The 24,228-nt window shown below is 67.9% G+C and carries 25 protein-coding genes; 15 read left to right on the top strand and 10 right to left on the bottom strand.

Annotation, left to right across the window (positions count from 1 at the left end):
• Positions 1-31: 31 nt before the first annotated feature.
• Genes B5F23_RS03090 through B5F23_RS03070 form a run of 5 tightly spaced genes read left to right on the top strand, consistent with a single transcriptional unit; the run spans position 32 to position 5,285 of the window.
• Positions 32-1,018 carry an ABC transporter permease gene (locus B5F23_RS03090; RefSeq protein WP_087351700.1) on the top strand — a complete coding sequence of 329 codons (987 nt, stop codon included), beginning with the start codon at positions 32-34 and terminating at the stop codon, positions 1,016-1,018.
• Between the two features lie 17 nt (positions 1,019-1,035).
• On the top strand, positions 1,036-2,697 hold the full coding sequence (locus B5F23_RS03085) for an ABC transporter permease (RefSeq protein ID WP_087351698.1): 1,662 nt from the start codon (positions 1,036-1,038) through the stop codon (positions 2,695-2,697).
• A gap of 19 nt (positions 2,698-2,716) precedes the next feature.
• On the top strand, positions 2,717-3,943 hold the full coding sequence (locus B5F23_RS03080) for an ABC transporter ATP-binding protein (RefSeq protein WP_087351696.1): 1,227 nt from the start codon (positions 2,717-2,719) through the stop codon (positions 3,941-3,943).
• Positions 3,944-3,945: 2 nt separating this feature from the next.
• Positions 3,946-4,980 carry an ABC transporter ATP-binding protein gene (locus tag B5F23_RS03075; protein ID WP_087351694.1) on the top strand — a complete coding sequence of 345 codons (1,035 nt, stop codon included), beginning with the start codon at positions 3,946-3,948 and terminating at the stop codon, positions 4,978-4,980.
• A gap of 11 nt (positions 4,981-4,991) precedes the next feature.
• Positions 4,992-5,285 (top strand): hypothetical protein, encoded by a 294-nt coding sequence (locus tag B5F23_RS03070; RefSeq protein ID WP_087351692.1) that lies wholly within the window; start codon positions 4,992-4,994, stop codon positions 5,283-5,285.
• 91 nt (positions 5,286-5,376) lie between these two features.
• Here B5F23_RS03070 and B5F23_RS03065 read toward each other — a convergent pair whose 3' ends face one another.
• The 3 genes from B5F23_RS03065 to B5F23_RS03055 form a co-directional block, all read right to left on the bottom strand.
• Positions 5,377-5,835, bottom strand: a complete 459-nt coding sequence (locus B5F23_RS03065) for a DUF1893 domain-containing protein (protein ID WP_087351690.1) — start codon at positions 5,833-5,835, stop codon at positions 5,377-5,379.
• A gap of 319 nt (positions 5,836-6,154) precedes the next feature.
• Complete coding sequence (locus tag B5F23_RS03060) at positions 6,155-7,159, bottom strand: GGGtGRT protein (protein ID WP_087351689.1); 1,005 nt, start codon at positions 7,157-7,159, stop codon at positions 6,155-6,157.
• Positions 7,160-7,177: 18 nt separating this feature from the next.
• Positions 7,178-7,912: an iron-sulfur cluster assembly scaffold protein gene (locus B5F23_RS03055; RefSeq protein WP_087351687.1), complete on the bottom strand. Its 735-nt coding sequence runs from the start codon at positions 7,910-7,912 to the stop codon at positions 7,178-7,180.
• A 223-nt stretch (positions 7,913-8,135) separates the two neighbouring features.
• Here B5F23_RS03055 and B5F23_RS03050 point away from each other — a divergent pair, with 223 nt between their 5' ends.
• Both B5F23_RS03050 and nudC read left to right on the top strand, forming a co-directional pair.
• Complete coding sequence (locus B5F23_RS03050; protein ID WP_087351685.1) at positions 8,136-9,080, top strand: DMT family transporter; 945 nt, start codon at positions 8,136-8,138, stop codon at positions 9,078-9,080.
• 100 nt (positions 9,081-9,180) lie between these two features.
• A complete protein-coding gene (nudC, locus tag B5F23_RS03045; protein WP_087351684.1) occupies positions 9,181-10,080 on the top strand; it encodes an NAD(+) diphosphatase in 900 nt (299 codons plus the stop codon).
• Between the two features lie 8 nt (positions 10,081-10,088).
• On the opposite strand, the gene B5F23_RS03040 is transcribed toward nudC, so the two are convergent.
• Together B5F23_RS03040 and B5F23_RS03035 are read right to left on the bottom strand one after the other, a co-directional pair.
• Complete coding sequence (locus B5F23_RS03040; RefSeq protein ID WP_143786346.1) at positions 10,089-10,430, bottom strand: hypothetical protein; 342 nt, start codon at positions 10,428-10,430, stop codon at positions 10,089-10,091.
• Positions 10,431-10,512: 82 nt separating this feature from the next.
• Positions 10,513-11,334 (bottom strand): Cof-type HAD-IIB family hydrolase, encoded by an 822-nt coding sequence (locus tag B5F23_RS03035; protein WP_158096103.1) that lies wholly within the window; start codon positions 11,332-11,334, stop codon positions 10,513-10,515.
• Between the two features lie 434 nt (positions 11,335-11,768).
• On the opposite strand from B5F23_RS03035, the gene B5F23_RS03030 reads away from it, so the two are divergent.
• The 8 genes from B5F23_RS03030 to B5F23_RS03005 all read left to right on the top strand — a co-directional run bounded on the left by B5F23_RS03030 (position 11,769) and on the right by B5F23_RS03005 (position 19,664).
• Positions 11,769-13,304 carry a 2-isopropylmalate synthase gene (locus tag B5F23_RS03030; RefSeq protein ID WP_087351678.1) on the top strand — a complete coding sequence of 512 codons (1,536 nt, stop codon included), beginning with the start codon at positions 11,769-11,771 and terminating at the stop codon, positions 13,302-13,304.
• 287 nt (positions 13,305-13,591) lie between these two features.
• Positions 13,592-14,848, top strand: coding sequence for a 3-isopropylmalate dehydratase large subunit (leuC, locus tag B5F23_RS03025; protein ID WP_087351676.1), 1,257 nt, complete (start codon positions 13,592-13,594; stop codon positions 14,846-14,848).
• 274 nt (positions 14,849-15,122) lie between these two features.
• Positions 15,123-15,629, top strand: a complete 507-nt coding sequence (locus B5F23_RS03020; protein WP_087351674.1) for a 3-isopropylmalate dehydratase small subunit — start codon at positions 15,123-15,125, stop codon at positions 15,627-15,629.
• A gap of 2 nt (positions 15,630-15,631) precedes the next feature.
• Positions 15,632-16,762, top strand: a complete 1,131-nt coding sequence (leuB, locus tag B5F23_RS03015) for a 3-isopropylmalate dehydrogenase (RefSeq protein WP_087351672.1) — start codon at positions 15,632-15,634, stop codon at positions 16,760-16,762.
• A 159-nt stretch (positions 16,763-16,921) separates the two neighbouring features.
• Positions 16,922-18,130: a MalY/PatB family protein gene (locus B5F23_RS03010; RefSeq protein ID WP_087351670.1), complete on the top strand. Its 1,209-nt coding sequence runs from the start codon at positions 16,922-16,924 to the stop codon at positions 18,128-18,130.
• 46 nt (positions 18,131-18,176) lie between these two features.
• Entirely contained in the window at positions 18,177-18,338 is a 162-nt protein-coding gene (locus B5F23_RS09535; RefSeq protein ID WP_206392212.1) for a hypothetical protein, read from the top strand.
• Positions 18,339-18,425: 87 nt separating this feature from the next.
• Positions 18,426-18,578: a hypothetical protein gene (locus B5F23_RS09670; protein ID WP_158096102.1), complete on the top strand. Its 153-nt coding sequence runs from the start codon at positions 18,426-18,428 to the stop codon at positions 18,576-18,578.
• 102 nt (positions 18,579-18,680) lie between these two features.
• Positions 18,681-19,664 (top strand): IS481 family transposase, encoded by a 984-nt coding sequence (locus tag B5F23_RS03005; protein ID WP_087351668.1) that lies wholly within the window; start codon positions 18,681-18,683, stop codon positions 19,662-19,664.
• 11 nt (positions 19,665-19,675) lie between these two features.
• On the opposite strand, the gene B5F23_RS03000 is transcribed toward B5F23_RS03005, so the two are convergent.
• From B5F23_RS03000 to nrdD, 5 genes are all read right to left on the bottom strand, one after another.
• A complete protein-coding gene (locus B5F23_RS03000) occupies positions 19,676-20,377 on the bottom strand; it encodes a hypothetical protein (RefSeq protein ID WP_087351666.1) in 702 nt (233 codons plus the stop codon).
• A 182-nt stretch (positions 20,378-20,559) separates the two neighbouring features.
• The gene (nrdG, locus tag B5F23_RS02995; protein WP_087351664.1) at positions 20,560-21,120 is read right to left on the bottom strand and encodes an anaerobic ribonucleoside-triphosphate reductase activating protein; all 561 of its coding nucleotides are present in this window, start codon (positions 21,118-21,120) and stop codon (positions 20,560-20,562) included.
• Between the two features lie 40 nt (positions 21,121-21,160).
• Positions 21,161-21,430, bottom strand: a complete 270-nt coding sequence (locus B5F23_RS02990) for a type II toxin-antitoxin system RelE/ParE family toxin (protein WP_087351662.1) — start codon at positions 21,428-21,430, stop codon at positions 21,161-21,163.
• Complete coding sequence (locus B5F23_RS02985; RefSeq protein WP_087351661.1) at positions 21,423-21,713, bottom strand: hypothetical protein; 291 nt, start codon at positions 21,711-21,713, stop codon at positions 21,423-21,425. Before B5F23_RS02985 ends, B5F23_RS02990 begins: the two co-directional genes overlap by 8 nt.
• A gap of 216 nt (positions 21,714-21,929) precedes the next feature.
• Positions 21,930-24,152 (bottom strand): anaerobic ribonucleoside-triphosphate reductase, encoded by a 2,223-nt coding sequence (gene nrdD / locus B5F23_RS02980; RefSeq protein WP_087351659.1) that lies wholly within the window; start codon positions 24,150-24,152, stop codon positions 21,930-21,932.
• Positions 24,153-24,228: the final 76 nt, after the last annotated feature.

The following is a 24,228-nucleotide window of genomic DNA, read 5'->3' as shown; positions in this document are numbered from 1 at the left end:
GGGGCGGGCAGAGTGAGAGGAGTGAGGGGGCGTGAGGACCTACATCGCCAAGCGCGTTGGCATCTCGGTGATCATCCTGTTCTGCGTGACCTTCATCATCTACGGCCTTATGCGCTCGCTGCCGTCTTCGTTCGTTGAGACGATGGCCATGCAGCTTTCCCAGGCGCCCGGAGCCAAGTCGTTCGACGAGTGGATGACCCAGCTCAACGCTCAGTACGGCCTCGACAAGGACATCTTCACGGGCTACGTCACCTGGCTCGCCGACTTCATGACGGGCAACTTCGGCGACTCCTGGAAGTGGAACGTGCCGGTGCTGACCGAGTTCCAGAACACCATCGGCATCTCCTTCGTCATGGGTGGCATCGCCTTCGTGGCCTCCACCATCATCGCCGTGCCGCTTGGCATCTTCGCCGCCACGCACCAGTACTCCAAGTCCGACTACATCATCTCCGCCGTGGCGCTCGCGGGCATCTCGCTGCCCACGTTCTTCTTCGCCACCCTGCTCAAGCTGATCTTCTCGGTCAACCTCGGGTGGTTCGATCTCTACGGCCTCATGGGTCGAGACTTCAACCAGCTTGACGCCGTCGGCCAGGCGCTCGACATCGTGAACCACATGATCATGCCGTGCGTGACCCTCACGGTCATCCAGATCGGCTCGCTCATGCGCTACACCCGCACCAACATGCTCGAGGTCCTCAACGCCGACTACATCCGCACGGCGCGCACCAAGGGCCTGCCCGAGAGCAAGGTCATCTACAAGCACGCCTTCCGCAACACCCTCATCCCGCTCGTGACCATCATCGGCGGCTCGCTGCCCGGCCTTTTCTCCGGCGCGCTGATCACCGAGACCCTCTTCATGATCCCGGGAACGGGCTACACCTCCTACCAGTCGATGACGGCCGGAGACATCCCCTACACGATGTTCTTCCTCACGTTCATCGCCATCATCACGCTTCTCTCCAACCTCCTGACCGACATCCTCTACGCGGTGGTCGACCCCCGCGTGCGCATCTCCTAGGAAGGCGGGTGTAACTCATGAGTGACAACAAGAACGGCATGCCCGCCGAGAAGAGCAACGAGCAGGAGTACTCCCTCAACGACGACCGCCGCGTCAGGGTCCTGTCCCCCGGCGCCCTTATCGCCAAGCGCTTCTTCCGTAACCGCCTGGCCGTGGTCGGCCTCGTCATCCTCGTGGTGATGTTCCTCTTCTCGTTCGTCGGTGGCCTCGTGAGCCCCTACGGCCAGGACGAGACGTTCAACACCACCACGCAGCTCAACACGCAGTACGCCGGCATCACCGAGACCACCTCGCGCCGCTATGTCGCTGCCCCCGACGCCGACTTCGGCGCGCTCGTGCAGTCGAGCGCCAACAGCGCCATCGCCGAGGGCGCGTCGAGCTTCGAGCGCGACGGCGTCACCTACACGATCGACCAGCCTGCCGAGGGCGTCTACACCTTCAGCACGGGCGGTGAGGTCGTGGCCTACGCCTCCACCAACCTCGTGAGCGTCCCGAGCGGCGCCGAGACCCCCTCGTTCGACTTCCAGCTCGCCGCGGTGACCGCCGTCGCCGAGGTCACCAGCCACGCCGCGGACGCCACGGCCGCCGAGGGCGACGCCGCGAGCGGCGAGGAGGCACCGGCCGAGGGTGAGGCCGTCGACGCCGACCAGACCCAGATCGACACGCTCGGCACCTTCGAGTACGGTGGCCAGAGCTACTCGGTCAACGAGGTCGGAGACGTGACCGACGCCTCCGGTACCGTCGTGGCCACCGTGAGCCCGTTCGCCATCTCCTCCGCCGACGGCAACACGCAGATTCCCGACGACCTGCGCGCCGCGCTTCTCGCCGCCGTCGAGACCGACGCCTCCGAGGTCACCTACACCGCCGAGGACGGCTCCGAGCACACCTACAGCATCTCCTACGATGCCTACAGCTCCGTCTACAACGTGACCGAGACCACCACCAACACGGTCTACGACCGCTACGCGAGCCCGTCCGCCGAGCACTGGCTCGGCACCGACGGCAACGGCATGGACATGCTCACGCGCCTCATGTACGGCGGCCGCGTCTCGCTGATCATCGGCTTCATCGTCGTCTTTATCGCCGCCGGCCTGGGCGTCATCATGGGCGGCATCTCCGGCTACTTCGGCGGCTGGGTCGACAACCTCATCATGCGCATCGTCGACGTGTTCTACTGCCTGCCCTCGATGCCGATCATCATCATCCTTGGCTCCGCGATGGACTCGCTGCGCCTGGACTCCTGGACGCGCATGATCTACCTCATGCTCGTGCTCGGCTTCCTGTCGTGGCCCTCGATCGCGCGTCTCGTGCGCGGCCAGATCCTCTCGCTGCGCGAGCAGGAGTTTATGCTCGCCACCGAGGCCACGGGCATCTCGGTCCCGCACCGCATCATCCGTCACCTCATCCCCAACGTCATGCCGCAGCTGATCGTGTCCTGCACCATGAGCCTCGGCTCCACGATCATCACCGAGGCCACGCTCTCGTTCCTCGGCCTGGGCGTCAAGTTCCCGTTCGCCTCCTGGGGCAACATCATCTCCGACGTCAACAACGCCTACGTCATGACCAACTACTGGTTCATCTGGATTCCCGCCGGCATCTGCCTGCTGCTCGCGGTTCTCGGCTTCAACTTCGTCGGCGACGGCCTGCGCGACGCCTTCGACCCGAAGATGAACCGCTAGGGCAGAGAGGAGCAGCCACATGTTTGGAAGCAAGAAGAAGGACGAGGCGGGCTACCTTTCCGCCAGCGAGTCCCGCAAGATCACCAAGGAGAACCGCCGGATCACGCAGGGCTACGAGAAGCAGCGCAAGCGCAAGAACGTGGACCCGTCCGAGTACGCCTGCGAGATGCGCGACCCGGCCAACGCCGTCGAGTTCGACGACGTCCACACCTACTTCTTCACCGACACCGGTGTGGTCAAGTCCGTTGACGGCGTGACCTACGACGTGCCGGTCGGCAAGACCGTGGGCGTGGTGGGCGAGTCGGGCTGCGGCAAGTCCGTCACGTGCCTCTCGCTCATCCAGCTCCTGCAGCGCCCGCAGGGTCAGGTCACCGGCGGCTCGATCCGCCTCAACCTCGGCGACCACGCCATCGACGTGACCAAGGCCCCCGAGGAGGCCATGCAGAAGATCCGCGGCTCCGAGGTCTCGATGATCTTCCAGGAGCCCATGACCTCCCTCAATCCCGTCTTCAAGGTCGGCGAGCAGATCGAGGAGGTCATCGCCCTCCACGACGGCAAGGACTGGTCCAAGGAGCAGATCCGTGCGCGCGCCATCGAGATGATCGAGACCGTGGGCATCGCCAACTCCGAGGGCGTCTACGGGATGTACCCGCACGAGCTCTCCGGCGGCATGCGCCAGCGCATCATGATCGCCATCGCGCTCGCCTGCAACCCGCGCATCATCATCGCGGACGAGCCCACCACGGCCCTCGACGTGACCATCCAGGCGCAGATCCTCGACCTCCTGCGCTCCCTCAAGGACAAGATCAACTCCTCGATCATCCTCGTCACCCACGACCTGGGCGTCGTGGCCGAGATGGCCGACTTCGTGGTGGTCATGTACGCCGGCCGCATCGTGGAGAAGGGTACCGCCGAGGAGATCTTCGACCACCCGGCGCACCCCTACACCATCGGCCTCATGGCCTCCAAGCCCGTCGTGGGCAAGAAGGTCGAGCGCCTCTACTCCATCCCGGGCAAGGTCCCCAACCCGGTCGACATGCCCAACTACTGCTACTTCAAGGACCGCTGCGAGCTGTGCGTGCACGCCTGCGAGGGCGAGTACCCGCACATGGTGAGGCTCTCCCCGACGCACGAGGTGAGCTGCTACCGCTACTATGACAACGCGACGGCCGACGCCGCAAACGAGACCGCGGCCGTGCTCGACGAGCTCATCGCGAGCGGCGAGAACGAGGGGGAGGGCAAGTAGCCATGACTTCCACGAACACCACTGCGGAGGCCCAGGCCGCCAAGGCGAGCGCCACCCCCGCTTCCGACGACATCATCCTCGAGGTCAACGATCTCAAGAAGTACTTCCCCATCAAGGGCGGCATGCTCAACCGCGTGCAGGGCTTCGTCAAGGCCGTCGACGGCGTCTCCTTCAAGCTTCGCCGTGGCCACACGATGGGCCTCGTCGGCGAGTCCGGCTGCGGCAAGTCCACCACCGGCCGCACGATCCTTCGCCTCGCCGGCGAGAAGACCGGCGGTCAGGTGCTCTTCAACGGGCGCGAGGTCTATGACCTCAGCCACAAGGAGATGCACGAGCTGCGCACCAAGATGCAGATCATCTTCCAGGACCCGTACTCGAGCCTCAGCCCGCGCCTGCCGATCTCAGAGATCGTCGGCGAGGCCGTGCGCGAGCACAACCTCGTGCCCAAAAACGAGCTCGACGGCTACATCGACCACGTGATGGAGGAGTGCGGCCTGCAGCCGTACCACAAGATGCGCTACCCGCACGAGTTCTCCGGCGGCCAGCGCCAGCGCATCTGCATCGCCCGCGCGCTCGCGCTCAACCCCGAGTTCATCGTCTGCGACGAGCCCGTCTCAGCCCTCGACGTCTCCATCCAGGCCCAGATCATCAACCTCCTGCACGACCTGCAGGAGGAGCGTGGGCTCACCTACCTCTTCATCAGCCACGACCTTTCCGTCGTCGAGCACATCTCCGACGCGGTGGGCGTCATGTACCTCGGCGGCATGGTCGAGTACGGCTACACCTCCGACATCTTCCGCAACCCGCTGCACCCGTACACGAAGGCGCTCTTCTCGGCCATTCCCATCCCGGACCCCAAGGCCAAGCAGAACCGCATCGTGCTCGAGGGCTCCATCCCCTCGCCGGCCAACCCCCCCAAGGGCTGCAAGTTCCACACCCGCTGCCCGTTTGCCAAGGACTGCTGCCGCGAAGTCGTGCCCGAGCAGCGCGAGCTCGAGCCGGGTCACTTCGTGTCCTGCCACCTCTACGACGAGTAGGGAAGCGAGCCTTGGGTCGCCGCGAAACGCGCAAGGACGACTTCGAGGACGACGGCCGCGTCATCGCCGACATGAGCGGCGTTGAGCGGCCGTCGCTCTTTGGCGCCGGGAGGCCGCCGCGCCGCGAGGGTCCTCGCGCCGAGGCCCCCGCGCGCCGCCGCGAGCCCGACGTAAGGTTCACCACCACCGAGCGCCTCTGGATGGCGCTCGGGGCGCTCAAGGCGGGGCTGCTGGTGGGTCTTGTCTACGTCGTGTTTCTCGGCCTGGTGATTCTGGCCCTTCTCGCCATCTGGAACATCCTCTAGGGCGGAGCACCCCGTTCATGGGCATGAAAAAGCGCCACGTTTTTCTCGCCGGGCGAGCGGAACGTGGCGCTTGGCGTTAGGTGCGAGAGACCTAGAGGCTGATGTCCATCTGAGCGGCGCGCGACTCGAGCACGCCGACCGCCTCGTAGGGGTCAAAGACGCCCTGGACGGAGGCGTCCATGGGGCACTGGCCGGTCTTGGCGCGGTTCTGGATGTGGGGGACGAGCTGGTCGTAGCTCGTGGCGATGCCAGCGGCGAGAAGAACCGCGCGACCGGTCCAGGACATGACGGGGGAGAAGACCGCGTTGGGGCCGAGGACCGCGTAGAGCAGCGCTGGGGCCTTGCCAACGACCTTGTCGGCAACGGAGAAGCCCTTGAGGCTGTGACCGTCCATGACCATCTTGAGCAGGGGCTTGACGCCGCTCTCGGTGATGACGTGGATCTCCTCGCCGCGCACGGCGACGCAGGTGGCGTCCTTGTTGGCGATGAGCAGGGCGCGGGCGAGGTCAAGGTCGGCGGCACTTGAGGTCATGGAGCAGCAGGGGCTCATGGGGCAGTCCTCCCTCTCGGTTGAATGCAGACCAAGTGGGAGATTATCACATCTGGGAAGGCGCGCCGGCGTGAACGGGAACGTTCTCGGACAAAATCAGCTACCGTTCACCGATTGTATACGCCCACTCACGTAGAAAAAGAGGCTCCCCGGGTGATATGTGACCGACGTTGTGCCTTATGCGCCGGATGCCTGGCGGCCGCACAATTTGGGATTTGTGCGGTCGGGCGGGGCGAGAAGGACGGTGCGGCGTCGCCACAAGAGAAGGGGCCGCCACCCCAGAGGGTGACGGCCCCGAAGGTGCCTGTGAGGCTCGGTCCTAGCCGTTGAGCGCGGCGTTGACGGCAACGGCGCAGGCGACGGTCGCACCGACCATGGGGTTGTTGCCCATGCCGATGAGGCCCATCATGTCGACGTGCGCGGGCACCGAGGAGGAGCCGGCGAACTGGGCGCTGGAGTGCATGCGGCCCATGGTGTCGGTCATGCCGTAGGAGGCGGGGCCGGCAGCCATGTTGTCCGGGTGCAGCGTGCGGCCGGTGCCGCCGCCGGAGGCCACGGAGAAGTACTTCTTGCCAGCGAGCACGCGCTCCTTGAAGTAGGTGCCAGCAACGGGGTGCTGGAAGCGCGTGGGGTTGGTGGAGTTGCCGGTGATGGAGATGTCCACGTTCTCGTGCCACATGATGGCAACGCCCTCGCGGACGTCGTCGGCGCCGTAGCAGTTGACCGCGGCACGCGGGCCGTCGGAGTACGGGATGGTCTCCACGACCTTGAGCTCGCTCGTGAAGTAGTCGAACTGGGTCTTCACGTAGGTGAAGCCGTTGATGCGGGCGATGATCTGGGCGGCGTCCTTGCCGAGGCCGTTCAGGATGACGCGCAGCGGCTTCTTGCGGGCCTTGTTGGCGTTGAGCGCGATGCCGATGGCGCCCTCGGCGGCCGCGAAGGACTCGTGGCCGGCCAGGAAGGCGAAGCACTCGGTGTCGTCGCCCAGCAGCATGGCGCCCAGGTCGCCGTGGCCCTTGCCGACCTTGCGGTCCTCGGCGACGGAGCCGGGGACGCAGAAGGCCTGCAGGCCCTCGCCGATCATGGAAGCGGCCTCAGAGGCGCTCTTGGCGCCCTTCTTGATGGCGATGGCGCAGCCGCAGACGTAGGCCCACTTGGCGTTCTCGAACGCGATGGACTGGACGCCCTCGACGATCTCGCGCGGGTTCACGCCCTTGTCGAGGCAGATCTGCTCGGCCTCCTCGAGGGAGGAGATGCCGTTCTCAGCGAGCACCTTGTTGATCTTGTCGATGCGGCGCTCATAGCCCTCAAACGAAACTGCCATTTGGTTTTCCCTCCCTTTCTACTCGTGAACGGGGAAGACGTTGGCGACCGTGTGGGTCTCCTCGTCCGTGCGCGGGTCGATGTACTTGGCGGCGTTGTCCCACTGGCCGTAGTGGCCCATGGCGCCGGCGATGGCATCCTCGGGGGACGTGCCGTTCTTGAGGGCGTCGGTGAACTTGCCGAGGTTCAGGAACTCGAAGGCCACGATCTCGTTCTTGTCGTTGAGCGCCATGCGGGTGACGTAGCCCTGGGCGAGCTCGAGGTAGCGGGCGCCCTTGACCTTGGTGCCGAACATGGTGCCGACCTGGGAGCGCAGGCCCTTGCCGAGGTCGTCGAGGGAGGCGCCGACGGGCAGGCCGTCCTCGGAGAAGGCGGTCTGGGAGCGGCCGTAGACGATCTGGAGGAACAGCTCGCGCATGGCGACGTTGATGGCGTCGCAGACGAGGTCGGTGTTGAGGGCCTCGAGGATGGTCTTGCCCGGGAGGATCTCGGAGGCCATGGCCGCGGAGTGGGTCATGCCCGAGCAGCCGAGGGTCTCGACGAGGCACTCCTCGATGACGCCCTCCTTGATGTTGAGGGTGAGCTTGCAGGCACCCTGCTGGGGCGCGCACCAGCCCACACCGTGCGTGAGGCCGGAGATGTCAGAGATCTCCTTGGCCTGGACCCACTTGCCCTCCTCGGGGATGGGCGCGGGGCCGTGATATGCGCCCTTGGCGACGGGGCACATATTCTCGACTTCTGCGGAATACTGCATGTAATGCTCCTCTCCAGAATTCCCTTGCCGGCGAGCGCCGACGCGAACGAACCGACCCCCTCAGGCCGGTCAGAGCCATGCGGCGGCCAAAACGGCCAGCCCGTCTCTAAGTTTACGGCAAAACGCGTCGGCGAGAAGGGCGGAGTGGCATGAATCTGGCCTCGGACGCGCCCCGGAGCCCCACCCGACGCACGGAGGCGGCGAGCTGCTATAATCGCGCCCCGTGAGCAGCAGGAGGAACATACCCGTCGGAGTCTGGAAGCTCGCCCTGGCCGCGTGCGCGGCCATCTGGGGCGGCTCGTTCGTCGTGATGAAGGACACGCTCGACGTGATACCCCCGGCGTGGCTCATGGGCATCCGCTTCGCCGCCTCCGCGGTGATCGTGGGGGCGCTCTTCTGGCGCACGCTACGCGACAACCTGGACGCCAGCCACCTGCTCATGGGCGCCGTCCTTGGCCTGGCCTCGGGCGCGGCGTTCGTGGTGCAGAACCTCGGGCTCGACGACACCACGCACGGGCGCAACGCCTTTCTCACCGCCACCTACTGCGTGATGACCCCGTTCATCAACTGGGTGGTCACGCGCCGGCGCCCCGGGGGCAACAACGTGATCGCCGCCCTTCTCGCCATCGTGGGCGTGGGCCTCGTGGCGCTCGGCGACGACCTCTCGCTCGACATGAGCCGCGGCGACTGGATGACGCTCGTCGCGGCGGTGCTCTTCGCGGTGCACATCGTGCTCGTGGCGCGCTTCTCGTCCGCCCACGACGTCATGACGCTCACGGTGGTGCAGCTCGCGGTCAGCGCGCTCGTGGCCTTTGGCACGGCGCTCGTCCTCGAGCGGCCCCCGGCGCCCGAGGTCTTTGCGAGCCCGGACGTGTGGGCCTCGCTCGCCTACCTCGTGCTGCTCTCCTCGTGCGTGTGCATGGTGCTGCAGAACCTCGGCCAGGCGCACGTGCCGCCGGCGCAGGCGTCGCTGCTGCTGTCGCTCGAGAGCGTCTTTGCCGTCGTGGCGAGCGTGCTCTTCTACGACGAGCTCGTGACGCCGAGGATCGCCGTGGGCTTTGGGACGATCTTCGTCGCGGTGCTCGTGAGCGAGCTCTTGAGCGGCCGGGCCGGCAGGCGAGAAGAACGTGCGGCTTCCGGACGCTCTGACGGGCTGGAGCGTCCGTAACCTGCACGTGCTGGTGGCGCGTGCGGCTTGCGGACGGTTTGGCGGGCGAAAGCGTCCGGAACTCGCGCGCCGCGGGGGACGCGGACGAAAAGGGGACGGAATGATCCAGGACCTTGGTGCGGGACACGCCTTCGACAACCACTTCGAGCCGAACGAGCCGGCCGACTCCGACTACCTGCTGCACTTCTTTGCCGGGGGGTGCCTCACGCGCGTGACCCACGTGGGCGGCACCGACGCCGACGCGGGGGACTCCGGCGAGGTCATCGAGCTGCCCCGCGCGGCGGACTACGCCCGGCGCCCCACGCAGGCGACCTATCTCTTCTCGCTGGGGGAGGAGCGCTTCTTCCTGGCGCTCGACGAGCGCGTGGCCGCGCCGGCCGGCTTTGCCTACGAGTCCGTCAACTGGCTGCGCCGCGCCGAGCCCGCGCACCTGCTCTTTGCCGCCGCCACCGCATCCCAGCTGGACCGCTGGTACCGCGAGAACCGCTACTGCGGCCGCTGCGGCGCGCCGACCGAGCTCGCGCCGGCGAGCCGCGAGATCGTGTGCCCGGAGTGCGCGCGGATCGTCTACCCCAAGATCTGCCCGGGCGTCATCTGCGCCGTCGTGCGGCTGGGCGACGACCCCGCCGACGACGCCGTGGTGCTCACGCGCTACGCCGGCCGCACCACCGCGCTCTGGGCGCTCGTGGCCGGCTTCACCGAGATCGGCGAGCCGCTCGAGGACACCGTGCGCCGCGAGGTGATGGAGGAGGTGGGGCTCTCCGTCAAGAACCTGCGCTTCTACAAGAGCCAGCCGTGGAGCTTCACCGACACCCTCATGGTCGGCTTCTGGTGCGAGGTGGACGGGTCGTCCGAGCTGGCCGTGGACCACTCCGAGCTCAAGGAGGCGCGCTGGTTCACGCGCTCCGAGATGCCGCTCGAGCGCGTGGGCGACCGCGCGAGCCTCACCGGCGAGATGATCGAGCGCTTCCGCACGATGGGCCGCGCCGCCTGGGAGTAGGCCGGTCGTCAGGACGACCTGCGGGCGGGGCGCCCCGCCCACGCCCGGAAGGCGGCGACGCCCAGGCAGAAGAGGGCGCCTGCGAGAAGCGCCGCCTCCGTCCCCGCGAGGCTTCCCGTCACGTGCACGAGGTAGAAGCCCAGGAAGCTCTGGGCGAGCGCGCCGTGCAGCGTGGCCGCCTGACGGGCCGCGAAGCGGCGGAAGCAGTACATGAGGGCCATCCCGAGCAGCGGGACGGCGACGACCTCGAGGCCCCACGGGGCCCCGGTGCCAACGAGGAGGGCAAGGGCAAGAGAGCCCGCCGTCCCGACGAGGTCCGCGCCCACCTGTCGCAAAACGCCCTCCTGCATGGGAATCACCGCCCTGTGCTCGGCTCGTGGGACCATCGTATCACGGTGCGGCGGCGGGCCGACCCCCGTCCCCGGCGGCGCCCTACGCGCCGAGCACGAAGCGCTCGATGGCCTCGGCGACCCCGCCGGCGTCGTTGTCCGCCTCGCAGACGTAGCCCGCGGCGGCGCGGGCCTCCTCGCTCGCGTTGGCCACCGCCACGCCGATCCCGGCCGCGCGTAGCATGGGCACGTCGTTGGAGTTGTCCCCTATGGCCATGACCTCCTCGCGCGCGATGCCGAGCCGCGCGGCGAGCTCCATGAGGCCGGCGCCCTTGTTGACGCCCGGCGCGTTGAACTCGAGGTAGCGGTTGGAGGAGTAGGCCACGTCGAGGCCGTCCGTGAGGCCCTCGGCGGCGAGGTCGGCGGCCACGCGGCGCAGCTCGGCCATGTCGAGGCTCATGTAGAGCACCTTGACCACGGTGTCCCCGGCGAGGAAGTCGAGCGTGGGCGCGGAGGTCTCGCGGATGTTCATGCGGCCCTCGATGTGGGCGCGCTCCGCGTCCACGTAGTTCGCGACCCACACGGTGTCGAGCGTGTAGACGTGGACGCACAGGCCGAGGGCCGTTCCGCGCCGGTAGAGCGCGTCGGCGTGCGCGTGGTCGAGACGGGCCGTGCGCAGCGCGGGCCCGCCGCAGTTCTCGGTGATGACGCCGCCGTTGAAGGAGATCACGTACTCGCCGCGACGTCCTGCGAGCCCGAGGACCTCGAGGTCGCCGGCCACGGAGTCGCCAGGGCGGCCGGTGCACGGGACGAAGCGCACGCCGAGCTCGCGCGCGGCGGCGACGGCGCGCCGGTTGCGCTCGCAGATGCGGTGGTTGGAGTCGAGCAGGGTCTCGTCGAGGTCGCTTGCGATGAGGCGGATCATGGGGTCTCCCGTCATCGAGGTTCTTCTCGCCCCATTCTAGCCGCCGCGGGGACCGTCGTCTGTCCGCTCGGCCCGGCCGCGCCGTCCGCGCGGCGCCCGAGACCGTCTGTGGATTCGATTGTTTCCGGCCAGATACCGTTCCGCGCGCGGGGCGCCAACTGTGCCAAACTGCGCTCAAGCTGCGCCCGTCGGGGGCGCGTGAGACGAGGGAGGTTGGGCATGGCAGGGCGCCAGATGGCAGACGCTAGTTTTTCCGGGTACGTGCTCGACCTTCTCGCTCTCGGCCTACTCTCGCTAGCCAGCGCGCGCTAGGGCCATCCCGCACGCCCTTGCGCGCGCGTCCGTGCCGCCGCCTCCCCAGGGGGCGGGGCACTTTTTTCTGCGGACTCCCAGAGGGGCCGCGACGGCCCCGCCCAGACGAGAAAGGCACGCACATGACCAGGAAGATCCACATCTTTGACACCACGCTGCGCGACGGCGAGCAGTCGCCGGGCGCCTCCATGAACACCGAGGAGAAGCTCGTGGTGGCCCAGCAGCTCATCCGCATGGGCGTCGACGTGATCGAGGCGGGATTTCCCATCTCCAGCCCGGGCGACTTCCGCTCGGTGCAGGAGATCGGCCGGCTGGCCGGGGACTCCTGCGTGGTCTGCGGCCTCACGCGCGCCGTGGACAAGGACATCGACCGCGCGGCGGAGGCGCTGGCCTGCGCAAAGCGCCCGCGCATCCACACGGGCCTGGGCGTCTCGCCGAGCCACCTGCGCGACAAGCTGCGCATCAGCGAGGAGGAGTGCATCGAGCGCGCCCGCCACTGCGTCTCCTACGCCAAGAAGTACGTGGAGGACGTCGAGTTCTACGCCGAGGACGCCGGCCGCTCCGACCAGGACTTCCTCATCCGCGTGATCCAGGCCGCCGTGGACGCGGGCGCAACCGTGGTCAACATCCCCGACACCACGGGCTACTCCATGCCGGAGGCCTTCGGCGCGCGCATCAAGAGCCTTAGCGACAACGTCATCGGCATCGAGAACGTGATCATCTCGGTGCACACCCACAACGACCTGGGCATGGCCACGGCGCTCGCGCTGCAGGGCGTGAAGAACGGCGCCCGCCAGATCGAGTGCACCATCAACGGCCTGGGCGAGCGCGCCGGCAACACCGCGCTCGAGGAGGTCGTCATGGCCATCAGGATGCACGGCGAGGAGCTGGACGCCCACACCGACATCGTGACCACCGAGCTCACGCGCGCGAGTCACCTCGTCAGCCGCATCACGGGCATGAGCGTGCAGGCCAACAAGGCCATCGTGGGCGCCAACGCCTTCGCGCACAGCTCCGGCATCCACCAGGACGGCGTGCTCAAGGCCCGCAACACCTACGAGATCATCGACCCCGCCGACGTGGGCGCGGCCGGCTCCGAGATCATCCTCTCGGCCCGCAGCGGCCACGCCGCGCTGCGCCACCGCCTGGCCGAGCTCGGCTACACCTTCGAGGACGCCGAGTTCGACCAGCTCTACGAGCGCTTCCTGGAGATCGCCGACCAGAAGAAGGAGGTCTACGACGAGGACCTCGAGTCCATGGTCCAGGAGCGCCAGCGTGACGTTGCGGCCGTCTACACCCTGGACGCGCTGCAGGTGAGCTGCGGCGACCCGCTCATCCCCACCGCCACGGCCACCATCACCGACGAGCTCGGCGTCAAGCACGTGGTGGCCGCCACGGGCACCGGCCCCGTCGACGCCGCCTACCAGGCCATCGACAAGGTCGTGGCGGTCCACGGCGACCTCGCGGAGTTCTCCGTCAAGGCCATCACCCGCGGCATCGACGCGATCGGCGAGGTCACGGTGCGCATCACGGCCGACGACGGGCGCGTCTACACCGGACGCGGCGCGGACAACGACATCATCGTGTCGAGCGCGAAGGCGTACGTGAACGCCATCAACCGCATGATCCAGACCACGCGCTCGAAGGAAGGAAGGTAGTCCGGTCGGGCGGGGGCGAGGTATTTCTCCCCAGCTCACTTCGCTACGCTCAGAAGTCGCTGGGCGAGAAAAACCTCGCCCCGAACGGCCTACACTGACGTTGCCGCGACGGGCGTTCACGTCCTTGTCGCTTGGCTCTTACCGGAAGTGTTGGAAGCAAGTCTTACGTTGTAGAAAGCTGTATCGAGCTGCCGCTGGCGGGAGGTTGTTCCCGCGCGCAGTTCTTTGCGAAGCAAAGCTGTTTGAGCACGGGGACAACCTCCCGCCAGCTCATCGGAAGGAGAGACATGGGCCAGACCATGGCGGAGAAGATCCTCGCGGCGCACGCGGGGCTGGAGGAGGTCGTCCCGGGGCAGCTCGTGGAGTGTGACCTGGACCTCGTGCTCGCAAACGACATCACGGCGCCCATCGCCATCAAGACGGTGCGCGAGATCGGCGCCGGCGTCTTCGACCGCGACAAGATCTGCCTCGTGCCGGACCACTACGCGCCCAACAAGGACATCAAGAGCGCCGAGCAGACCAAGGTCACGCGCGACTTTGCCCACGAGCACCAGATCACGCACTACTTCGAGCAGGGGTGCATGGGCATCGAGCACGCGCTCCTGCCCGAGCGCGGCATCGTGGTGCCCGGCGACCTCGTGATCGGCGCGGACTCGCACACCTGCACCTACGGCGGCATCGGAGCGTTCTCCACCGGCGTGGGCTCGACCGACGCGGGCGTGGGCATGGCCACCGGCCGCGCCTGGTTCAAGGTGCCCGAGACCATCCGCATCGTCGTCGACGGCGAGCTGCCCGAGGGCGCCAGCGCAAAGGACGTCATCCTCCACGTGATCGGCAAGATCGGCGTGGACGGCGCGCTCTACTGCGCGATGGAGTTCGCGGGCTCCACGATCGAGGCGCTCTCCGTGGAGGGCCGCCTCACCATCGCCAACATGGCCATCGAGGCCGGCGGCAAGGCGGGCCTCTTCGAGGTGGACGACAAGTGCCGCGAGTACGTGAGTCGCCGCACCCAGCGAGCCTTCGTGGAGTACCACCCGGACGCCGACGCCCGCTACAAGCAGGTCATCCACATCGACGCGGCCGACATCGTGCCCTGCGTCTCCTGGCCGCACCTGCCGAGCAACACCCACCCCGTGACCGAGAGCCGCCACATCAAGATCGACCAGGTCGTGATCGGCAGCTGCACCAACGGCCGCATCGAGGACATGCGCGCGGCCGCCGAGGTGCTCTGCGGCCGCACCGTGGCCGACGGCGTGCGCTGCATCGTCATCCCCGCCACGCAGGGCGTCTGGCTCGAGTGCGTCCACGAGGGCCTGATGGACATCTTCGTGAACGCGCACTGCGTGGTGTCCACGCCCACGTGCGGGCCGTGCCTGGGCGGCTACATGGGCATCCTCGCGGCGGGCGAGAAGTGCGTCTCGACCACCAACCGCAACTTCGTCGGCCGCATGGGCGACCCCACCTCCGAGGTCTACCTGGCGAGTCCCGCCGTCGCGGCCGCCTCGGCCGTCGCGGGCCACATCGCCCTGCCGAGCGACCTGTAACGAGGGCCGGGCGACCGGGCCCTTCTCGCCAGCTCGTTGCTTCGCAAAAGTCGCTGGGCGAGAAGGGCCCCGGTCGCCGGCTCCGTAGCGGCGGCGGGGCAGGGCGGGGCGGCCCGCGACGGCGGTCCGGCTCGGCGTGCCCTCTTACCGCCTTTGTTTTCTGCACGTCTTCGCGGGGGTCGTGGGACATACCCCGCGCGCAGTTGTTGCGCAGCAAGCTGTTTGAGCACGGGGCATGTCCCACGACCCGGGCACCTGACAAGAAAGGAAAGCCATGCAGTTCAGGGGAACGGTCTTCCGTTACGGGCGAGACATCGACACCGACGTCATCATCCCGGCGCGCTACCTCAACACCTCGGACCCGGCGGAGCTCGCGCGCCACTGCTTCGAGGACCTCGACACCACGTTCACCACGCGCGTGCAGCCCGGCGACATCGTCGTGGCGGACGAGAACTTCGGCTGCGGCTCCTCGCGCGAGCACGCGCCCGTGGCCATCAAGGCCGCCGGCGTCTCCTGCGTCATAGCCAAGAGCTTCGCGCGCATCTTCTACCGCAACTCGATCAACATGGGCCTGCCCATCCTCGAGTGCCCGGAGGCCGCCGACGCCATCTCCGAGGGTGACGTGGTCTCCGTCGACGCGGACACCGGCACCATCACGGACGAGACCACGGGCGCCGTCTTCCACGCGCAGCCGTTCCCGCCGTTCATCCAGGAGATCATCAACGACGGCGGCCTCGTCGCGCGCACCAAGCGCGTCATGGCCGAGAAGGGCGACAACTAACCATGGCGGCCAAGACCTATCGCATCTGCACCCTGCCGGGAGACGGCATCGGCCCGGAGATCATCGCCGAGGCCAAGAAGGTCCTCGCGGCCGTGGGCGCGCGCCACGACGTCGAGTTCGTCTGCGAGGACCAGCTCATCGGCGGTGCGGCCATCGACGCCACGTCCGAGGCGGGCGGCCCGGTCTCCGCCTTGCCGGAGGCCACCCTGAGCGCGGCGCGCGCGGCGGACGCGGTTCTTCTCGCCGCGGTGGGCGGGCCCAAGTGGACCGACACGCGCGTTGGTGCCGTGCGGCCCGAGCAGGGGCTTCTCGCCATCCGCAAACAGCTGGGCCTCTACCTCAACCTGCGCCCGGTGCGCATGTTCGACGCGCTGATCGGCGCCTCGACGCTCAAGCCCGAGGTGCTCAGCGGTGTCGACCTCATCATCGTGCGCGAGCTCACGGGCGGCCTCTACTTTGGCGGGCACGAGCGCACGATGGGCGTGGAGGGCGCGGGCCCGGGCGGCACGCGCGGCGAGTACGCGCGCGACGTGCTGGAGTACAGCGAGTACGAGGTCGACCGCGTGGTGCGCTGGGCCTTCGACGCGGCGCGCCGCCGCCGGGGCGTGGTGCACTCGGTGGACAAGGCCAACGTGCTCGACACCTCCCGCATGTGGCGCGAGGTGGCGCACCGCATCGCCGCCGAGTACCCGGACGTCACGCTCGAGGACATGTACGTGGACAACGCGGCCATGCAGCTCATCGCGCGGCCGGCGCAGTTCGACGTCCTGGTGACCGAGAACACCTTCGGCGACATCCTTTCCGACGAGGCCTCCATGCTCACGGGCTCGCTTGGCATGCTCGCCTCCGCGAGCCTGGGCGACGGCACGGCGCTCTACGAGCCGAGCCACGGGTCGGCGCCGGACATCGCGGGGCAGGGGATCGCCAACCCCATCGCCCAGATCCTCTCGGTGGAGCTCATGCTGCGCTACAGCTTTGGCATGGACGAGGCCGCCGACGAGCTGGCCGCCGCGGTCACGCGCGTGCTCGACGGGGGCTGGCGCACGGTCGACATCGCCGACGATGCCACGCCGGCCGATCGCGTCCTCGGCACCTCCGCCATGGGTGACAAGATCGTGGAGGCGCTCGGGTAGGGCGCTCGGTGCGGGGCATTTTGACCGATGTGTGCGGCGGGGCCGGTGGATGCACCGGCCCCGCCCCCTTGCACAGCGGCGCCCCGTCCTTTGTCCGGACTGACGGGCTTTTGCGGCACCGGGTATCCTAGCGGGAGGCACATCAACGAAGGAGTTCCCATGACCTATGACTTCACCACCATCCTCGACCGGCGCGGGCACGACGCGCTTGCCGTGGACGCCATCGGCAAGCCGGGCTCGGGCTACCCGGCGCCGGAGGAGGGCTTTGACGCCATCCCCATGTGGGTGGCAGACATGAACTTCCCCGTGGCGCCCTCTATCAAGCGCGCCATCGAGGAGCGCCTCGAGTACCCGACCTTCGGCTACTTCGAGCCGTCCGACGCGTACTACCAGGCCATCATCGACTGGCACCGCATCCGCAAGGGCGTGGGCGACCTCGAGCCGCGCCACATCGGCTACGAGAACGGCGTGCTCGGCGGCGTGGTCTCCGCGCTCACGTCCTTTGCGGCTCCCGGCGACCCCGTGCTCGTGCACAGCCCCACCTACGTGGGCTTCACGCACGCGCTCGAGGACAACGGCTTCAGAATCGTGCACTCGCCGCTCGTGCGCGACGAGGACGGCGTCTGGCGCATGGACTTCGAGGACATGGAGCGCCGCATCGAGCAGGAGCGCATCCACGCCGTGATTTTCTGCTCGCCGCACAACCCCTGCGGCCGCGTGTGGGAGCGTTGGGAGGTCGAGCGCGCCATGGAGATCTGCCGCGCCCACGACTGCGTGGTCGTCTCGGACGAGATCTGGTCCGACATCGTGCGCCCCGGCGTGACGCACGTCCCCACGCAGTCCGTCTCGGCCGACGCCCGCGAGCGCACCATCGCGCTCTACGCGCCGAGCAAGACCTTCAACCTCGCCGGCCTCGTGGGCAGCTACCACGTGATCTACAGCGATTACCTGCGCGACCGCGTGGACACCAAGGGCAAGAAGACCCACTACAACCACATGAACGTCCTCTCTCAGCACGCGCTGATCGGCGCGTACGGGCCGGAGGGCCAGCTGTGGGCCGACGAGCTCAACCAGGTGATCGCCGGAAACGTGGACTGGGCCTGCGACTTCATCGCCGAGCGTCTGCCGGGCGTGGGCGTGTACCGCCCGCAGGGCACCTACATGCTCTTCCTCGACTGCTCAGAGTGGTGCGAGAAGCACGGCGTGGGCATCGACGAGCTGCAGCGCGCCGGTCACCGCGTGGGCGTCTACTGGCAGGACGGCCGCGCCTTCCACGGTCCGTGCCACGTCCGCGTGAACCTCGCGCTGCCGCTCTCGCGCGTCCAGGAGGCCTTCCGCCGCCTGGACGAGCACGTCTTCAACGCGTAGGGGGCCGGCATGTCCGACGGGAGAGGCGCGCCCGGGGGCGGCGCCCGTGGGGTCCCGCGCTCGCCCTCGTGTGGCGGGCCTCGCCGTCTCCGCGCTCTTCTCCGATGCCGTGGGCGCCCCGGCGTGGTTCGTGGGCGCCGGCGCAGCGATGATTGCGCTCGCGGCCCTGACCTGGGCAATCTCGAGCATCCGCCACATCGAGGACTAGGCCCTCCCGCCCTCGGCCTCCCGCCGGCGTCGTGTAAGGGACGTAAGGGCTTCGTCCTCGTTCGGTCAGATTCCGCGCGCCCTTGAGGTGGCCGGGGAGTTCGGCCTGTTCGTGACCGGCGGGTCGGACTACCACGGGCGCTACGGCTCCCCGGCCTCGGTGGGCGAGCGGTTCGTCACGCCGGACGAGGCGGGGGAGCGCGTGGCCGCGCTCTTCTCGGCGGAGAGGCGCCTGCGCTAGCTGTTCAGTGCCAAGACGTTGTTTACGCCCCGAGGGTGACAAACAGGGAGGGCTCCCGCATGCTGTGGATTGCCTAGATCTGCAGCCGAGGGGAGCCCTCCCATGTCACAGCATCCTAACGCAAGGCTCACGCCCAGGGGGCGGGAGCTGCTCGCCTCCCGGGTCGCCGGGGGCGAGCGCGTGTCCGCCGTCGCCCGCCAGATGGGCGTGAGCAGGCAGACCGCGAGCAAGTGGCTCTCCCGCGCGCGGCGCGGCGAGCCGCTGTCCGACCGGCCGAGCAGGCCGCGCAGGCTCGCCAGGTCCACCCCTCCCGAGGTCGAGGAGGCGGTCTGCGAGGCGCGCTCGTCCATGCTCCTCCCCCCGCTCGCGCTCGCCGCCGTGACGGGCGTGCCGGCGAGGACGTGCGCGCGGATCGTCGCGAGGAGGGGGCTTCCGAGGCTCGCCGACGTCGACCGCGTCACGGGCGAGGCCCGTCGCCGCGGGCCCGTCACGCCCGTGCGCTACGAGCGCGAGAGGCCCGGCGAGCTCCTCCACGTGGACGTGAAGAAGGTCGCCCGCATCCCCGACGGCGGCGGGTGGAGGGCGCGCGGCGCCTCGGAGCTCGACCACGGCAGGGGCTCCGGCGGGCGGCGCGCGGCCTGCCTGCACGTCGCGGTCGACGACTTCTCCCGTGTGGCCTACGCCGAGCTCCTCCCCGACGAGCGCAGGGGCACCTGCTCGGCGTTCATGGCACGGTGCCTTGCCTTCTTCGCCGGCCTCGGGGTCGCGGTCGAGCGGGTCATGACGGACAACGGGCCGGGGTACCGCAGCCGCGAGCTCAACGCCCTGCTCGCCGCCGAGGGCGTACGCCACATATACACCAGGCCGTACAGCCCGTGGCAGAACGGCAAGGTCGAGCGCATGAACCGGACGCTCGCGCAGGAGTGGCAGTACGGGCGGGCGTGGGACGGCGAGGCCGAGAGGGCGGACGCCCTCCCGGCCTACCTCGAGCACTACAATTGGAGCCGTCCGCACAGCGCGTGCGGGGGCCTGCCGCCCATGTCGCGCATCGTCGGCGTAAACAACCTATTGGCACACAACAGCTAGCGTCGCGCGCCCTACAGCAGCGTGCCGTCCGCGAAGCCCCGGTCGACCGCCCTCTGGATGCGGCGGTTCACGCGGCTGCCCCCGTCCTCCGTGCGGCGGACGTAGTCGAGCAGCTGGCCTGCCGTGGACACGAGGCGGCTCCCGGCGAGCTCGCGCGCACGCTGCGCCATGAGGGGCACCGCCCAGGAGGCCGGGCTCTGCGAGATGTGCAGCGTCTTGCCGTCGGTCACGATGCCCCCCTTGAACGGAAGCAGGGTGAGGAGCATGAGCGAGGGTATGGCGTGCACGTGCGCGTCGGCGTCGTCCTGCATGGCCCCCACGACGAAGACGGCGTCGCGGTTCATGTAGGCGGCGGCGTCCGCGTTCGCGCCCACGCAGGTGAAGGTGTCGCGCAGCGCGTGGCGCCAGGGCCGCGCGCACGCGAGGTGCTCCTCGTCGAGGCCCGCGGGGTTCTCGAGCACGAAGTCGTCCACGAGCGAGCGGTGGCGCCAGAGGGCCTCCGCGACCTGCCCCCCGTGCTCGTAGAGCATGTGCGGCGCCCCGGGCCGCTCCCTGAGCTCGTCCTCGCGGACCACGCGCAGGCGTCGGTTGGCGTAGACGAGCAGCGCGTTCATCGTGTCGTAGAAGAGGCCGGAGTCCTCCTCGTCCATGTGGGAGTAAGGGACGACCGCCGCCGTCACCACGTCCCCGCCCGCGTTCCAGTGCATGCCCATGTCTTCCTCCTTCGCTAGTCGACGTGCGAAGGAGGCTATCAGCTCGCGAGAACGGCTGTCTTACCGTTGTCTTCCACGAATCTTCGTGGCGCGCTCGGCGGATGGCGGTTCTATGAAAGTTTGAGAACGTATCCGCAGGCGGAGGGATCGAGCCTGCGGGCGGCCACCTGTGGGCGGTGTGGCTAGTCCATCGTGTGCGTGGAGAAGACCGGGTCGTCGCGCCACCAGACGACCTCGTCCCCGGGAGCCTCGAGCGTGGCGGGCACGTCGATGAGCCGCTGGTTGGACGAGCCGCGGAAGCGCAGCGTGATGTCGTGCCTGGCCTGGACGAAGGGGCCGTCCACGAGCACGTCGAGCGTGTCGAGGATGCGGTCCGTGACGTCGCCGAGGTTCCACGCTCCGCCGGGTCGCAGCTGATCCCACGTGTGTCCCGAGAAGAGCCAGATGCTCTTGGTCTGGCCGAAGCGCTCGCGCACCGCCTCCAGGAAGCCGACGAGCCCGGCCTGGTTCTCCGGCTCCATCGGCTCGCCGCCGAGGATGGTGAGCCCGTCGACGTAGGGCGTGTCGAGCGAGTCCATGACCTTCTCGGCGACGGCGTCCGTGAAGGGCTCGCCGGCCTCGAAGCTCCAGGCCTCCTCGTTGAAGCAGCCCGGGCACCCCAGCCGGCACCCAGAGACAAACAGCGTGGTCCGCACGCCCACCCCGTTGGCGATGTCGCAGTACTTGATGTTCGCGTAGTTCATATTCGCTCCCGTTGGCAAGGGGACGGTCCCTCTGCCAGGTTCATCTTGCCCTTTTCTGGTTGACGAGGCCGTAGAGATAGACCGTATCACTCTCCCGGTCGTATCGGTAGACGAGGTCGAACGGGCTGATCGCGCACGTGCGAACGCCCGGTCCAAACTGGTCTGTGATGGAGGCGCGCCGGCAGGCCGACCCGCTCTCGGGGAACCGCTCAATCATGCGCAGCACGCCATGGAGGTGCTCGTTGACGCGAGGGGACCAGATCGTTGCGGCGTCGTCCAGGAACTGATTGGAGAAGAGGAGCCTAGCCACGAGCGGCCAGCCTTTCTGCCAGCGCGCGGTCAAACGCGTCAACGCCCTCGACGTAGCGACCGTGCGCAAAGTCGTCCTCGCCGTTGAGCAGGCAGGCGCGCATGCGCTCCTCGTAGGCCGCCTCCTCGGCCGCCTCCCTGAGCTTGCGCTCGAAGAGCTCCTCGCTCATGAGGACAAAGGCGGCGTTGCCGTTCTCGGTGATGTGCACCACGTTCTCGCGCGCCGCGTCCTTGACCTCGCGCTGCCGCGTCTTAAGTGCCGCCGAAGAGTATATGGGCGTCATCGATTCCCCAATCAAGCACCAAATCAGATACCATATTCAGTCCATTATATCAGTCCAATCAAGTCCACCGAGAAGAACCGTGAGGGGTGCGCTGAGGCGCGCCCGCGTGCTGCCCCGATAGCAGTGCGCGCGGGACCGGGGGTAAGGTCCCGCGCGCAGTTCTTGCGCAGCAAGCTGTTTGAGCACGGGGCCTTACCCCCGGTCCCGCCCCGAATCCTACAGGTGCAGCACGCGGTCGCGGATCTCCTCGGTGCGGCCCTGGTTCCAGAACTGGGTGCCGATGTAGCCGCAGGTCCTTCTCGCCACGTTCATCTTGGACTGGTCGCGGTTGTGGCAGTGCGGGCACTCCCAGACGAGCTTGCCGTCGTCCTCCACGATCTGGATCTCGCCGTCGTAGCCGCAGACCTGGCAGTAGTCGCTCTTGGTGTTGAGCTCGGCGTACATGATGTGGTCGTAGATGTAGCGCATGACGGAGATGACGGCCTCGAGGTTGTCCTGCATGTTGGGCACCTCGACGTAGGAGATGGCCCCGCCGGGGGAGAGGCGCTGAAACTCGGACTCAAAGCGCAGCTTGGTGAAGGCGTCGATCTCCTCGGTCACGTGGACGTGGTAGCTGTTGGTGATGTAGCCCTTGTCCGTGATGCCGGGGATGATGCCAAAGCGGCGCTGCAGGCACTTGGCGAACTTGTAGGTGGTGGACTCGAGCGGCGTGCCGTAGAGCGAGTAGTCGATGTTCTCGGCGGCCTTCCACTCCGCGCACTTGTCGTTCATGCGCTGCATGACGGCCAGGGCGAAGGGCGTTGCCTCGGCGTCGGTGTGGCTGTGGCCCGTCATGGCCTTGACGCACTCGTAGAGGCCCGCGTAGCCCAGGGAGATGGTGGAGTAGCCCCCGTAGAGGAGCTTGTCGATCTTCTCGCCCTTGTCGAGGCGCGCGAGGGCGCCGTACTGCCAGAGGATCGGCGCGGCGTCGGAGGTGGTCCCGAGCAGGCGCTCGTGGCGGCAGCGCAGGGCGCGGTGGCAGAGCTCCAGGCGCTCGTCGAAGATCTTCCAGAACTCGTCCATGTCGCGGTGGGCGGAGAGCGCCACGTCCACGAGGTTGATCGTCACGACGCCCTGGTTGAAGCGGCCGTAGTACTTGGGCTTGCCGGGCTCGTAGTTCAGGGCCTTGGCCACGTTGTCAAAGCCGTTGCCGGAGCGGTCGGGGGTGAGGAAGGAGCGGCAGCCCATGCAGGTGTAGCAGTCGCCGTTGCCCTCGGTCTCGCCCTTGGAGAGCTTGTACTCGCGCATCTTCTTCTCGGAGATGTAGTCGGGCACCATGCGCTTGGCGGTGCACTTGGCCGCGAGCTTGGTGAGGTAGAAGTAGGGGGAGCCCTCCTCGACGTTGTCCTCCTCGAGCACGTAGATGAGCTTCGGGAAGGCGGGGGTGATCCAGACGCCCTCCTCGTTCTTGACGCCCTGGTAGCGCTGCTTGAGCATCTCCTCGATGCACAGGGCCAGGTCGGCCTTCTCCTGCTCGTTCTTGGCCTCGTTGAGGTACATGAAGACGGTGATGAACGGGGCCTGGCCGTTGGTGGTCATGAGCGTGACGACCTGGTACTGGATGGTCTGCACGCCGCGGGCGACCTCCTCGCGCAGGCGCCTCTCGACGATCTGGTCGATCTTGTCCTGGCCGGGGTGCGCGTCGATGGCCTCCATCTCGGCCTCGACCTGGCGGCGGATCTTCTTGCGGGAGACGTCCACGAAGGGCGCGAGGTGCGTGAGGGAGATGGACTGGCCGCCGTACTGGCAGGAGGCCACCTGGGCGATGATCTGCGTGGCGATGTTGCAGGCGGTGGAGAAGCTGTGCGGGCGCTCGATGAGCGTGCCGGAGATCACCGTGCCGTTCTGCAGCATGTCCTCGAGGTTGATGAGGTCGCAGTTGTGCATGTGCTGCGCGAAGTAGTCCGAGTCGTGGAAGTGGATGATGCCCTCGTTGTGGGCCTCCACGATGTCGGCGGGGAGCAGCTCGCGCATGGTGAGGTCCTTGGAGACCTCGCCGGCCATGTAGTCGCGCTGGACGGAGACGACCGTGGGGTTCTTGTTGGAGTTCTCCTGCTTGACCTCCTCGTTGTTGCACTCGATGAGCGCGAGGATCTTGTCGTCGGTCGTGTTCTTGTGGCGCTTCTGGTTCTGCACGTAGCGGTAGATGATGTACTTGCGGGCCACCTCGAAGTGGTCGAGCGCCATGAGCTGGTCCTCGACGAGGTCCTGGACCTCCTCGACGGTGACGGTGTGGCCGGCCTCCATGCACTCGTCGGTGACGTTCAGGGAGGCGAACTTGACCTCGCGCTCGGTGAGGCGCTCGGAGGCGGGCACCTCGGCGTTGGCGGCCCGGATGGCGTTCTCGATCTTGGAGATGTCGAAGGTTACCTCGGAGCCGTTGCGCTTGATGATCTTCATGGCCTGCCCTTTCGCTGAAAGGGCGCGCCGCTGTGGGCGCGCCCGCTCGTTAGCTTGTGCGTGGGAACTACTATGG

This window comes from Olsenella sp. An188 (genome assembly GCF_002160255.1).
GTDB lineage: Bacteria > Actinomycetota > Coriobacteriia > Coriobacteriales > Atopobiaceae > Thermophilibacter > Thermophilibacter avistercoris.
Note: the sequence above shows the minus strand (reverse complement) of the source record. Positions and strands in the feature narration are given on the sequence as shown.

What these genes read in the sequence shown, in the direction of transcription:
- leuC (WP_087351676.1), top strand. Translation starts at nt 13,592, where the DNA reads ATGGGCCAGACCATGGCGGAGAAGATCCTCGCGGCGCACGCGGGGCTG.
- B5F23_RS02985 (WP_087351661.1), bottom strand. Translation starts at nt 21,713, where the DNA reads ATGACGCCCATATACTCTTCGGCGGCACTTAAGACGCGGCAGCGCGAG.
- B5F23_RS03080 (WP_087351696.1), top strand. Translation starts at nt 2,717, where the DNA reads ATGTTTGGAAGCAAGAAGAAGGACGAGGCGGGCTACCTTTCCGCCAGC.
- B5F23_RS03060 (WP_087351689.1), bottom strand. Translation starts at nt 7,159, where the DNA reads ATGGCAGTTTCGTTTGAGGGCTATGAGCGCCGCATCGACAAGATCAAC.
- B5F23_RS03035 (WP_158096103.1), bottom strand. Translation starts at nt 11,334, where the DNA reads ATGATCCGCCTCATCGCAAGCGACCTCGACGAGACCCTGCTCGACTCC.
- B5F23_RS03040 (WP_143786346.1), bottom strand. Translation starts at nt 10,430, where the DNA reads ATGCAGGAGGGCGTTTTGCGACAGGTGGGCGCGGACCTCGTCGGGACG.
- leuB (WP_087351672.1), top strand. Translation starts at nt 15,632, where the DNA reads ATGGCGGCCAAGACCTATCGCATCTGCACCCTGCCGGGAGACGGCATC.
- B5F23_RS03005 (WP_087351668.1), top strand. Translation starts at nt 18,681, where the DNA reads ATGTCACAGCATCCTAACGCAAGGCTCACGCCCAGGGGGCGGGAGCTG.
- B5F23_RS03055 (WP_087351687.1), bottom strand. Translation starts at nt 7,912, where the DNA reads ATGCAGTATTCCGCAGAAGTCGAGAATATGTGCCCCGTCGCCAAGGGC.
- B5F23_RS03010 (WP_087351670.1), top strand. Translation starts at nt 16,922, where the DNA reads ATGACCTATGACTTCACCACCATCCTCGACCGGCGCGGGCACGACGCG.
- B5F23_RS03020 (WP_087351674.1), top strand. Translation starts at nt 15,123, where the DNA reads ATGCAGTTCAGGGGAACGGTCTTCCGTTACGGGCGAGACATCGACACC.
- B5F23_RS03075 (WP_087351694.1), top strand. Translation starts at nt 3,946, where the DNA reads ATGACTTCCACGAACACCACTGCGGAGGCCCAGGCCGCCAAGGCGAGC.
- B5F23_RS03000 (WP_087351666.1), bottom strand. Translation starts at nt 20,377, where the DNA reads ATGGGCATGCACTGGAACGCGGGCGGGGACGTGGTGACGGCGGCGGTC.
- nudC (WP_087351684.1), top strand. Translation starts at nt 9,181, where the DNA reads ATGATCCAGGACCTTGGTGCGGGACACGCCTTCGACAACCACTTCGAG.
- B5F23_RS03030 (WP_087351678.1), top strand. Translation starts at nt 11,769, where the DNA reads ATGACCAGGAAGATCCACATCTTTGACACCACGCTGCGCGACGGCGAG.
- nrdD (WP_087351659.1), bottom strand. Translation starts at nt 24,152, where the DNA reads ATGAAGATCATCAAGCGCAACGGCTCCGAGGTAACCTTCGACATCTCC.
- B5F23_RS03085 (WP_087351698.1), top strand. Translation starts at nt 1,036, where the DNA reads ATGAGTGACAACAAGAACGGCATGCCCGCCGAGAAGAGCAACGAGCAG.
- B5F23_RS03065 (WP_087351690.1), bottom strand. Translation starts at nt 5,835, where the DNA reads ATGAGCCCCTGCTGCTCCATGACCTCAAGTGCCGCCGACCTTGACCTC.
- nrdG (WP_087351664.1), bottom strand. Translation starts at nt 21,120, where the DNA reads ATGAACTACGCGAACATCAAGTACTGCGACATCGCCAACGGGGTGGGC.